An 11,436-nucleotide genomic window follows, 5' to 3' on the forward strand; every position below is an offset into this window, starting at 1 on the left:
CGACGAGACCGTCGCCCGGGGCGAGCAGGGCCAGCGTCGCGTCGGCCGAGAGGCCCACGATGAACGCGTTGGCGATGGTTTCGATGCCGGGCTTCTCCTTGAGCGGGATCCAGAACACGAGCACCACGAAGCTGAAGAGCACCACGGCCTGGCCGAGCGTGATCGGCACGTGCCTGATGAAACCGGAGTGCAGCACGTCCCACGGCGCGAGGCCGAGCGCGCCGCGCACCATGAGCGCCAGCGAGACGCCGTACAGGACAAGACCGATGAGCAGCTGCGGCACCCGTCGACCCAGGCGGCCGGCGCGAAGCTGGGCGATCGGGCCGAGGTCGACGAGGGCGGTGGGCGCTCGCACGCCTGCGGTGCCGGTGCTGATGCTCATGCGCCCAGTCTCCACCAGATTGGCCTTCTCATCGATAGCCAATCATGAGACAGTGGCCTGCATGAGCCGCACCATCAGCGCCGCTCGCGTGGCCACCCTCGTCGGCAACCTCACCGGCGTCGAACGACCGCTCTACCTCGAGCTGGCCGAGGGCCTGCGCCTGCTCATCGGCGAGGGGCGCATCCCGGCGGCAACGCGGCTGCCGAGCGAGCGCGAGCTCACCACGGCTCTCGGCGTCAGCCGCACGACGGTGACGCGGGCCTACGCCGAGCTGCGAGATCGGGAGTACGCCGAGTCGCGGCGCGGCTCCGGCACCGTGACCCGGCTGCCGCTGCGGGCGCAGTCGGTGACCGACCGCATCTTCGCCCCGTGGTCGCAGGACCCCGACGTCATCGACCTCAACTGCGCAGCCCCGAGCGCACCGGCAGGCGTCGCCGCCGCCTACGAGGCGGCCGTGGCCGAGCTGCCGCCCTATCTCTCCAGCCACGGTTACTACCCGGCCGGCCTGACCCGGTTGCGCGAGGTGCTCGCCGAGACCTATGCCGAGCGTGGACTGCCCACGACCCCCGAGCAGATCATGGTCACCAGCGGTGCCCTGGCGGGTGCTGCCGTGGTCGCCCAGGCCCGGTCGGCGCCCGGCGACCGGGTGGTCGTCGAGGATCCGGTCTATCCCAACGCGACCCAGGCACTCGGCCACCGCAGCGCCCGCCTGGTGCCGGCCCCGGTGGATCCCGACGGCTGGGACCTCGCCGCGACGGCCGCGATCGTGCGCCAGGCGGCGCCGCGCCTCGCCTACCTGATCCCGGACTTCCAGAACCCGACGGGCCTGGTGATGAGCGACGCGCAGCGTGCCGAGTACGCCGCCGCGCTGAAACGCGCCCGGGTGATCCCGGTCGTGGACGAGGCACATCAGCCGCTGGCGCTCGACGGTCAGGCGATGCCGTCCCCGTTCGCCACCCACTCCCCCGAAACCATCACGATCGGCAGCGCCAGCAAGCAGTTCTGGGGCGGCCTGCGGCTGGGCTGGCTGCGAGTGCCCGCACCGATGATGCCGGCGCTGCTCCAGGCCCGGATGAGCCTCGACCTCGGCGCTCCGCTGCTCGAGCAGCTCGCGCTGGTCCACCTCGTCGAGAACAGGCATGCGGTGTGGGCGGCCAACCGCGAGCGACTCGGCCGGCAACGCGACGTGCTCCTCGACGCTCTCGACCGGCAACTGCCCGACTGGTCCTTCCACCGGCCCTCGGGTGGCCTCGCGGTGTGGTGCCGGCTCCCCCAGCCCCGCGCGAGCGCGCTCGTGGCCGAGGCCGAGAGGCTCGGCGTGATCGCCGCCGCCGGTCGTGTCTTCGCCGTCGAGGGCGGGCTCGAGCACTTCGTCCGACTGCCCTGGACCCGGCCCGCCGAGGAGCTCGAGCTCGCCGTCACCCGGCTGGCGCAGGCGTGGGCGATCCCCGGTACGGCGGTCCGAGCGAGCTCGGACCGCCTCACCGTGGCGTAGTCGGGCCCGTCGTCAGACCAGGTCGGCGGCGCGCACCGAGACGGCGTTGATGGCCGTCTCGATCTCGGCCAGCGTCTCGGCCGGGATCGCGGAGTCGACGGAGAGGGCGACCAGCGCCTCGCCGCCCTTGTCCTGGCGCGAGACCTGCATGCCGGCGATGTTGACCCCGGCGTCGCCGAGGATCACGCCGACGGTGCCGACCATGCCGGGCCGGTCGGCATACGTGAAGAACGCCAGGTGGTCGGTCGGCTCGATGTCGATCTCGAAGCCGTTGACCTCGACGAGCCGTTCCTTCTGGCTGATGCCGACGAGCGTGCCGCTGACCGAGATCTGCGAACCGTCGGCGAGGGTGCCGCGGATCGTGATCAGGTTGCGGTGGTCGGGGCTCTCGCTGTCGGCCACGAGGCGGACGGCGGTGCCACGCTCGGCCGCGAGGAGCGGCGCGTTGACGTAGGAGACCTGGTCCTCGACCACACCGGTGAAGACGCCCTTGAGGGCAGCCAGCTCCAGCACCTTGACGTCGTACTCGGTGATCTCGCCACGCACCTCGACGTCGATCTGCTGGGCGACCTCGCCGGCCAACGCAGTGAAGACGCGGCCGAGCTTCTCGGTCAACGGGATGCCGGGACGGACCTCCTCGGCGATCACGCCACCTTGGACGTTCACCGCGTCGGGCACGAGCTCACCGGACAGGGCGAGGCGGACGGACTTGGCGACGGAGATGCCGGCCTTCTCCTGGGCCTCGTCGGTCGACGCGCCGAGGTGCGGGGTGGCGACGACGTTCTCCAGCTCGAACAGCGGGCTGTCGGTGCACGGCTCCTTGGCGAAGACGTCGAGGCCGGCGGCGGCGATCTGGCCGGTCTTGAGGGCGTCGTAGAGCGCGGCCTCGTCGACGATGCCACCACGGGCGGCGTTGACCAGCACGAGGGAGGACTTGGCCTTCGCGAGTTGCTCGGCGCCGATCAGGCCCACGGTCTCGGGGGTCTTGGGCAGGTGCACGCTCATGAAGTCGGCCTCGGCGAGGAGGGTGTCGAGGTCGACGAGACGGACGCCCATCTGCGCCGCGCGGCCGGCCTGGACGTAGGGGTCGAAGGCGATGACCTTCATGCCGAAGGCGCTCAGGCGCTGCGCGACGAGCACGCCGATGCGGCCGAGGCCGACGATGCCGACGGTCTTCTCGTAGAGCTCGATGCCGGTGTACTTCGAGCGCTTCCACTCGCCGTTCTTGAGCGCTGCGTGCGCAGGGCTGACGTGGCGCGCGGCAGCCAGCATCAGCGCCACGGCCAGCTCGGCCGCGGACACGATGTTGGACGTCGGCGCGTTGACGACCATGACGCCGGCCTGGGTGGAGGCCTTGACGTCGACGTTGTCGAGTCCGACGCCGGCCCGCGCGACGACCTTGAGCTTCTTGGCAGCGGCGAGCGCCTCGGCGTCGACCTTGGTGGCCGAGCGCACGAGGATGGCGTCGACGTCGACGATGGCAGCGAGCAGCTCGTCACGGTCGGCGCCGTTGCAGTGGCGGATCTCGAAGTCCGGGCCGAGTGCCTCGACGGTGGCGGGGCTCAGTTCTTCGGCGATGAGTACGACAGGCTTTGAAGTCACAGCGGAGTTCCTCGATGAAGGTGATCGATGAGGGCCTGCACGACGCTGTGCGCGGCCAGCCTACAAGGTGTCCGAGTCAGATCGCACAACCGTCCGGTCCGCAGGCATCGGCCCCGGCTTCGCTCCCGACGAGCATCTCCACGACCTGCTGCGACTCCGTCCACGCGCGCTGCAGCACCTCGGTGAACGTCTCGGCCGGCTGTGCGCCGGAGATGCCGAACTTGTTGTCCACCACGACGAACGGCACGCCGGTGGCGCCGAAGGCCTGCGCCTGCTCGATGTCGGCCCACACCTCGTCGGCATACTCGGTGCTGCCCAGCACGCGGTCGACGGCGGCCGCGTCGAGCCCGGCGGCGGTCACGATGGCGCGGAGCTCGTCGTGGTCGGCGACGTTGCGGGCGTCGACGAAGTAGGCCGCCAGCAGCGCCTCCTTCACCCGGCCCTGCACCTCCGGCCCGCCCTCGTGCAGCGCGAGGTGCAGCAGGCGGTGCGCGTCCATCGTGCCGACGCGCTTCGAGTCGTGATGGCGCCAGAGCATGCCTTCCTCGGCGGCGACGGCCTCGACGCGGTCGATCATGGTCCTGCCCGCGTCCGGTCCGCCGCCGTACTTGCGGCCCAGAGCGTCAGCGACGGTCTCCACCGGAGTCGTCGGCGCGCCGGGGTCGAGCTGGTAGGAGTGCCAGACGATCTCCACGTCGTCGGCATGCTCGAAGGTGCTCAGGGCCGTCTCGAGGCGGCGCTTGCCGATGAAGCACCACGGGCAGACCACGTCGGACCAGATGTCGATACGCATGTACGCCGCAACTCCTGCCGCAGCCGGGTTGTTCCCCCGACGCGCGTCCCTAGCGTCGCGCCCGGTGCGCCGCGGCCTTGACCCGGTTCTGGCAGCGAGTGGAGCAGAAGCGGCGGCCGCCGTTGCGCGACGTGTCCGTGTAGACCCGGTCGCACGGGTCGGCTGCACAGACGCCGAGCCGTCCGCCCCGGTCACTACCGAGCGCCAGCGCGAGGCCGGCCGCGAGGCCGCCGGCCCAGCCCTGGTGCACCGTCCGGTCGCGACCGTGGAAGTGCAGGTCCCAGCCACTCTCGGTGTGGATCAGCCGGGGACGGGCCTCGGTCTGCTCAAGCAGCCCGTTGACCAGTGCGGCGGCGTGATCGAGATCGCCAGCGTCAGTGGCCTCGAACACGGGCCGGATCCCGGCCGCGAGGGAGGCCAGGGCCCGGGCGGTGACGTGGGAGACCCGGGGCAGGTAGTCGTCACGTGAGATCGCGGCCACAACCGCACCGCGCAGCGCCTCCCCCTGCGGCTGCCCCACCGCGTCGGTGCCGTCATGTCCGGGCGTCGTCCCGTTCACGAGCTCGACGGCGGCATCGAGCAGGATCGAGACATGACTGTCGAACAACATTTGACCAGTGACTCCTGTCGCCGTACGGTCAACCCATGGTCACCGACGATAGCGGAAACACCAGTCACGCGTTGCCGGTGCCCGTTCGGGCCCTGATCGTGGCCCGGGCCGTCAACCGGATCGGCGCGTTCGCGCTCCCCTTCACGGCCGTGATCCTGGTCGAGGACTTCCACGCCTCCGTGACCACGGCGGGTGCGGTGGTCGCACTCTTCGGTCTCGCGTCCATCCCGTCGCGCCTGGTGGGCGGCGTGCTGGCCGACCGGTGGGGTCGCCGACCGACGATGCTGCTCGGACTGATCGGCTGCGCGATGGCGCAGCTCGCGTTTGCCGCGTCGCCGACCCTGCTGCTCGCCGCCGTCGCCGTCGCGCTGCTGGGTCTCGTCTTCGAGCTCTACGAGCCTCCGAGCCAGGCGATCATCGCCGACCTCTGCCCGCCCGAGCAGCGGCCACGGGCCTACTCCCTGCTCGGCACCGCGCTCGCCGTGGCCGGGGTGGCCGCCGGGCTCGTCGCGACCGTGCTCGGGTCGGTGGACCTGCGCTGGCTGCTGGTCGCCGACGCCGCGTCCTGCCTGGCGGCGGCCGCGCTGGTCCTCGCCGCGGTGCCGTCACTGCGGCCGTCGGCCGACACGTCGGCGGGCCCCGGCTCGCCGTGGCGGGACCGACGGCTGCTCGTGATGTGGCTGGCGGGCATCGGCTTCGCCACGCTCTACCTGGGCTCGATCGTGGCGCTGCCACTCACGCTCCTGGCCCGCGGCCTGCCCGCCAGCCACCTCGGCTGGCTGCTGTCCGTCTCCGCGGCGGTGATGGTGATCGGCCAGCGGCTCCTGCGTGACTGGGCGCCCACGCCGTTCCGGGCGATGACGATCGGGTACGTCGCCCTCGCGGCCGGCCTCGCGGTCGCGGGCCTCGCCACGAGCATGGCCGGGTTCGTGCTGGCCGTCGCCATCTGGAGCGTCGGCGACCTGCTGCTCCTCGGGCACCCGTTCGCCGTCGTCGCCGGCCTGGCGCCGGCCGGTGCGAGCGCGCGCTACCTCGCGGCCTTCGGCACCTGCTGGGGCGTCGCGGCCGTGATCGCACCCCTGGGCGGGACGCGGTTGCTGGCGATCGACCCGTCGTTGCCGTGGGTCTGCGCCGCGGCACTCTCGCTGGTGCTGGCCGCTGTGCAACCGCTCATCGGGCGCGCGGTCGGCTCAGGCGCCGGCGACCGCGTCGGCGACGGGGGTCTCACCCGACACGAGGTTCCACTGGGCGCCGATGCCGGCGCCTGAGTCGAGCAGCTCGGCGAGCACGGCGGCCACGTCGGCGCGCGGGATCTCGGCTCGGGCGACGTCCTGGCCCAGCTCGACCAGGCCGGTGCCGTCGTCGTCGGTCAGCATGCCGGGTCGGATGATCGTCCACTCGAGCCCGCTGTCGCGCAGCGCCGCGTCGGCGTCGCGCTTCGCCTCGACGTACGCACGCCAGACCGGGCTGGCATCGTCGGGTACGGGCACATCGACGTTGATGGCCGAGACCTGGACGAAGCGGCCGATGCCGGCCTGCTGTGCGCCCTGGATCGACTTCAGCGAGCCCTCGAGGTCGACCGTGCGCTTGCGCTCGATGTTGCCGTCCGGGCCCCCGCCGGCCAGGAAGACGACCGCGTCCGCGTCCTCGAAGGCAGCGGCGAAGTCACCGGCCGTGGCCTTCTCGATGTCGAGCAGCCGCACCGCGGCGCCCACCGCCTCGAGGCGGTTGCGATGGGACTCCGAGCGCACGAGTGCGACCGGGGTGTGCCCACGCGCCACCAGCAACGGGTGCAGCAGGCGGGCGATCTGGCCGTTTCCTCCGACGATGGCAAGAGTGCTCATGTGGTCACCTTGCCACGAGGACCGCGACCGGCGGAGTCAGAGCGCCTCCTGACGGGCGACGCTCGAGCGGCGGGCGACCAGGGTGACGAGGAAACCGATGACCAGCGCGGCCAGCACGCCGAGGTTGGCGAACGCCCAGGCGCCGTCGCGACCGCCGAGGCCGAGCGGACCGAGCAGGAAGCCCTGCCAGTTGTTCCACGAGGCGTCGTCGGAGAAGGTGTTGATCACGAGGCCCCAGCCGAAGATCGAGGCGCCGACCATGGTGCCGATCGAGACCCAGTCGAAGGCGCCGTACCTCCCCCGGGCGTCGAAGAGCGCCTCGTCGTCGTAGTCGCGCCTGCGCAGCACCAGGTCGGAGATCATGATCCCCGCCCATGCCGCGAGCGGGACGCCGAGGGTGATCAGGAAGCTCTGGAACGGGTTGATGAAGTTGTCGGCGAAGAAGACGACGTAGATCGTGCCCAGGGTGAGGAGGACGCCGTCGATGCCGGCCGCCTGCGGGCGCTTGAGCCTCACGCCCAGCGAGAGCAGCGTCAGCCCCGAGGAGTAGATGCCGAGCACGGCCCCGCTGACCAGCGACAGGATCGCGGCGAGCAGGAACGGCACGAGTGCCCAGGTCGGCAGCAGTGTCGCGAGCGTGCCGATCGGGTCACCCGCGACGCCGTCGAGGATCTCCGTCGACGAGCCGGCCAGCGCCAGCCCGAAGACCACCAGGACGACGGGCGCGAGCGCGCCACCGAAGGTGTTCCACGCGACGATCGAGGGTCCGGACGCGGTGCGCTTCTGGTAGCGCGACCAGTCGGCGGCGATGTTGATCCAGCCGAGGCCGAAGCCGGTCATCACCATCACGAACGCCCCGATCACCGACTGGGTCGAGCCTGCCGGGATGTCCTGCACCGCCGACCAGTCGATGTCGTCGAGCGTGAGGGCCATGTAGAGCACGGTGACGATGCCGGTGATCCACGTCAGCACCGACTGCATCTTCATGATGATGTGGTAGCCCGCGACGCTCGCCGAGACGATGAGCGCGGCCACCACGAGGGCGGCCACGATCTTGGTGCTGGTGCCGCCGCCCCAGCCGAGCCGGGTGAAGATCGTCGAGGTCGCCAGCACGGCCAGGATCGCGAGGAACGTCTCCCAGCCGATCGAGACCAGCCAGGACAGGACGCCCGGCATCTTCTGTCCCTGGACGCCGAAGGCCGCCCGGCTCAGGATCATCGTCGGCGCCGAACCGCGCTTGCCGGCGATCGCGATCACGCCGCAGAGGGCGAACGAGATCACGATGCCGAGCACGGACACCAGCACGCCCTGCCAGAACGAGATCCCGAAGTAGAGGACGAAGGAGGCATAGCTCAGCCCGAAGACGCTCACGTTGGCCGCGAACCACGGCCAGAACAGGTCGCGCGGGCTGGCGGTCCGAGCGTCCTCCTCGATGATCTCGATGCCGGTCTGCTCCACGCCGAGTCGGCGGGTCACGTCCAGGGTGCTGTTGCTCATGGCCCCATGATGCACCTGTTCAGGCGAACAGCGCCTGCCCGACGTGCTCGCCGGGCGCGATGCCGCCGGGGACGGCGAACAGTGCGAGCCTCACCTTGGTCCATCGGGGTGGTCCGGGTGTCGGCTCAGGGTTCGGTGGGGGTCGGGTGGGGGCCGCGTGGGGGGCGACACCCGATGCGCGCGGGGGCGTCACGCCGCGAGGGTTGACCCATGATCACTGTTGACTCACTGACCCGGAGGTACGCCGGCTTCACCGCCGTCGACAACGTCTCCTTCACCGCCCAGCCCGGCCGCGTCACCGGTTTCCTCGGCCCGAACGGTGCTGGCAAGTCCACCACGATGCGCGTCATGGTCGGTCTCACCGCCCCGACGTCCGGCTCGGCCACCATCGACGGCGTCCGGTTCGCCGACCTCCCCAATCCCGGCCTCGAGGTCGGCGTCCTGCTCGACGCCTCCGCGCAGCACGCCGGTCGCACCGGGCGCGAGATCCTCACCGTTGCCGTCGACACCATGGGCCTGCCCCGCACGCGCGTCGAGGAGATGCTCGAGCTGGTCAGCCTGACCCCGACCGAGGCGAAGCGCCGGGTGCGCAACTACTCCCTCGGGATGCGCCAGCGTCTTGGCATCGCGACCGCGCTGCTGGGTGACCCGCGGGTGCTGATCCTCGACGAGCCGGCCAACGGTCTCGACCCGGCCGGCATCCGCTGGATGCGCGACCTGCTGCGTGGCTACGCCAACAAGGGCGGCACCGTGCTGCTGTCCTCACACCTCCTGCACGAGATCGAGGTGATCGCCGATGACCTCGTGGTGATCGGCAACGGCAAGATCGTGGCCGCCGGCTCCAAGGAGGATCTGCTGGCCGCGGCGGGCACCCTCGCCCGGGCGAGCTCACCGCGCGACCTCGCGCACGCCCTCGAGCGGGCCGGGGTCCCCAGCACCCTCGCGGGCGACGGCTCGGTGCGTACCGACGCCGATCCCGCCCGGGTGGGCGCGCTGGCCCTGGCCGCCGGCATCGCCCTCACCGAGCTCCGCTCCGCCGAAGGCGCGGGACTCGAGGACATGTTCTTGTCGCTCACTGCCGACACCCAACGCGAAGGAGTTGCGGCATGACCGCCACGACCGTCTCCCCCACGACCGGCACCGACCCCACGGCCGCCCTCCCGGTTCGCCAGGCTCATCGCTCCATCCCCACGGCTCGCCTGATCAAGGTCGAGCTCCGCAAGATGTTCAACACCCGATCCGGATTCTGGATGCTTCTCAGCATCGGCGTCCTGTCGGTCCTGGCCACGGGCGCGGTCATCATCTTCGCCCCCGACACCGCTGTCACCTACGAGAACTTCGCAACCGCGATCGGGTTCCCGATGTCGGTAATCCTGCCGATGATCGCGATCCTCGGCGTCACCAGCGAGTGGAGCCAGCGCACCGGACTCACGACCTTCACTCTCGTGCCGAGCCGCGGTCGCGTGGTCGTGGCCAAGGCGGTCGCGACCTTCCTGGTCGGCGTGGTCTCGATGCTCGTCGCGTTCGCCATCGGTGCCGTCGGCAACCTGGTGGGCTCGACCCTGGCCGGCGTCGACACCGTCTGGGACATCTCGCTCTCGACCGCTCCGCAGATCGTGCTCGGCAACCTCGTGGGCATGGCGATCGGCTTCACCCTCGGCGTCGTGCTCCGCAACTCCGCGGCCGCCATCGTCGGCTACTTCGTCGTGTCGCTCGTGCTGCCGGGCATCTTGGTCCTGCTCGCCCAGGTGCGTTCCTGGTTCGCGGACCTGCAGCCGTGGATCGACTGGAACTACACCCAGGTCGCCCTGTTCGACGGCACCACGAACGCGGCCAGGGAATGGGCCATGCTCGGTTCGACCACCGCGATCTGGATCGTGGCGCCCCTCGTCATCGGGTTGCTGTTCCTGCGCCGCTCCGAGGTGAAGTGACCAGGCACCAGGTGCACGGAGAACACACTGACCGGGTACGAACTCTGCGAGTTCGTGCCCGGTCAGTGGCGTGCGAAGGACGGTGGCGACCGGTCAGCGAGCGGCCGACCCCTCGGTGTAGTCCGAGTCCTCCTGCTTCCACGCGAAGTGGGAGCGCAGCGTCTTGCCGGTCTGCTCGATGGAGTGCGCGGCTTCCTTCTCGCGCAGCTCCAGGAACTCCTTGCCGCCGTTGTCCTGGTCGTCGATGAAGCGCTGCGCGAAGGCGCCGCTCTGGATGTCGTCGAGGATCGACTTCATGCTCGCCTTCACGTCGGGGGTGATGACGCGGGGACCGGAGACGTAGTCGCCGTACTCCGCGGTGTCGGAGACGGACCAGCGCTGCTTGGCGATGCCACCCTCGAACATGAGGTCGACGATGAGCTTGAGCTCGTGCAGCACCTCGAAGTAGGCGATCTCGGGCTGGTAGCCCGCCTCGGTCAGCGTCTCGAAACCAGCCTGGACGAGGTGGGACACACCCCCGCAGAGGACGGCCTGCTCACCGAACAGGTCGGTCTCGGTCTCCTCGGTGAACGTTGTCCTGATGACACCGGCGCGGGTGCCACCGATCGCCTTGGCGTAGGACTTGGCGAGGTCCCAGGCCGTGCCGGACGCGTCCTGCTCGACGGCGATGATGTCGGGAATGCCCCGCCCGGCGACGAACTCACGACGCACGGTGTGACCCGGCGCCTTGGGGGCCACCAGGATCACGTCCACACCGGCCGGCGGCTGGATGTAGCCGAAGCGGATGTTGAAGCCGTGGCCGAAGACGAGCGTGTCGCCCGCGGTGATGTGCGGCTCGATCGACTCGGCGTAGATGTGGCGCTGGAACTGGTCGGGAGCGAGCACGACGATCACGTCGGCCTCCTGGACCGCCTCGGCGACGGACAGGACACGCAGCCCCTCGTCCTCGGCCTTGGCGCGGCTCTTCGAGCCTTCCTTGAGGCCCACTCGTACGTCGACGCCGGAGTCGCGCAGGTTGAGCGCATGGGCGTGACCCTGGCTGCCGTAGCCGATGACGGCGACGTTCTTGCCCTGGATCAGGCTCAGGTCGGCGTCGTCGTCGTAGAACATCTCAGCCACTTCGGGCTCTCCTTCTGGTTGGGTGCGCAGTGCTTGGCGGGTGAAGCGTGAAGATCAGGTGACCGCAAGGGGCGCGGGCACGGGGACGGGGCGCAGGCTGCGCTCACTGATCGAGCGCGAGCCCCGGCCGATGGCGACCATGCCGGACTGCACGAGCTCGCGG

10 protein-coding genes and 2 pseudogenes are annotated in these 11,436 nt (G+C 70.6%); 4 read left to right on the forward strand and 8 right to left on the reverse strand.

The genetic code is table 11. From position 1 onward, the window contains the following. Positions 1-382: pseudogene (locus RMO85_RS02500) on the reverse strand (hypothetical protein); the annotation flags it as partial. Positions 383-443: 61 nt separating this feature from the next. Here RMO85_RS02500 and RMO85_RS02505 point away from each other — a divergent pair. Next, positions 444-1,877, forward strand: coding sequence for a PLP-dependent aminotransferase family protein (locus RMO85_RS02505; RefSeq protein ID WP_310526276.1), 1,434 nt, complete (start codon positions 444-446; stop codon positions 1,875-1,877). Between the two features lie 12 nt (positions 1,878-1,889). Here RMO85_RS02505 and serA read toward each other — a convergent pair whose 3' ends face one another. From serA to RMO85_RS02520, 3 genes are all read right to left on the reverse strand, one after another. After that, positions 1,890-3,479, reverse strand: a complete 1,590-nt coding sequence (gene serA / locus RMO85_RS02510) for a phosphoglycerate dehydrogenase (RefSeq protein WP_310526277.1) — start codon at positions 3,477-3,479, stop codon at positions 1,890-1,892. A gap of 76 nt (positions 3,480-3,555) precedes the next feature. Continuing rightward, the gene (locus RMO85_RS02515; RefSeq protein ID WP_310526278.1) at positions 3,556-4,272 is read right to left on the reverse strand and encodes a DsbA family oxidoreductase; all 717 of its coding nucleotides are present in this window, start codon (positions 4,270-4,272) and stop codon (positions 3,556-3,558) included. Positions 4,273-4,321: 49 nt separating this feature from the next. Further along, on the reverse strand, positions 4,322-4,882 hold the full coding sequence (locus RMO85_RS02520; RefSeq protein ID WP_310526279.1) for a CGNR zinc finger domain-containing protein: 561 nt from the start codon (positions 4,880-4,882) through the stop codon (positions 4,322-4,324). Positions 4,883-4,917: 35 nt separating this feature from the next. Between RMO85_RS02520 and RMO85_RS02525 the strand changes: the two genes are divergently transcribed. Continuing rightward, the gene (locus tag RMO85_RS02525) at positions 4,918-6,150 is read left to right on the forward strand and encodes an MFS transporter (protein ID WP_310526281.1); all 1,233 of its coding nucleotides are present in this window, start codon (positions 4,918-4,920) and stop codon (positions 6,148-6,150) included. Here RMO85_RS02525 and RMO85_RS02530 read toward each other — a convergent pair. Together RMO85_RS02530 and RMO85_RS02535 are read right to left on the reverse strand one after the other, a co-directional pair. Next, the gene (locus tag RMO85_RS02530; RefSeq protein WP_310526282.1) at positions 6,073-6,726 is read right to left on the reverse strand and encodes an SDR family oxidoreductase; all 654 of its coding nucleotides are present in this window, start codon (positions 6,724-6,726) and stop codon (positions 6,073-6,075) included. The two genes, RMO85_RS02525 and RMO85_RS02530, sit on opposite strands and share 78 nt — an antisense overlap. Before the next feature lie 36 nt (positions 6,727-6,762). Beyond that, positions 6,763-8,223: a cytosine permease gene (locus RMO85_RS02535; RefSeq protein WP_310526283.1), complete on the reverse strand. Its 1,461-nt coding sequence runs from the start codon at positions 8,221-8,223 to the stop codon at positions 6,763-6,765. 210 nt (positions 8,224-8,433) lie between these two features. On the opposite strand from RMO85_RS02535, the gene RMO85_RS02540 reads away from it, so the two are divergent. Both RMO85_RS02540 and RMO85_RS02545 read left to right on the forward strand, forming a co-directional pair. After that, positions 8,434-9,333, forward strand: a complete 900-nt coding sequence (locus RMO85_RS02540) for an ATP-binding cassette domain-containing protein (RefSeq protein ID WP_310526284.1) — start codon at positions 8,434-8,436, stop codon at positions 9,331-9,333. After that, entirely contained in the window at positions 9,330-10,154 is an 825-nt protein-coding gene (locus tag RMO85_RS02545; protein ID WP_310526285.1) for an ABC transporter permease, read from the forward strand. The genes RMO85_RS02540 and RMO85_RS02545 overlap by 4 nt, the downstream gene beginning before the upstream one ends. Before the next feature lie 93 nt (positions 10,155-10,247). Here the strand turns inward: RMO85_RS02545 and ilvC are convergent, their stop codons facing one another. Then, positions 10,248-11,273 carry a ketol-acid reductoisomerase gene (gene ilvC / locus RMO85_RS02550; protein ID WP_310526286.1) on the reverse strand — a complete coding sequence of 342 codons (1,026 nt, stop codon included), beginning with the start codon at positions 11,271-11,273 and terminating at the stop codon, positions 10,248-10,250. Between the two features lie 54 nt (positions 11,274-11,327). After that, positions 11,328-11,436, reverse strand: a pseudogene (locus RMO85_RS02555) (acetolactate synthase small subunit); the annotation flags it as partial.

Source organism: Nocardioides sp. (assembly GCF_031422975.1).
GTDB lineage: Bacteria > Actinomycetota > Actinomycetes > Propionibacteriales > Nocardioidaceae > Nocardioides.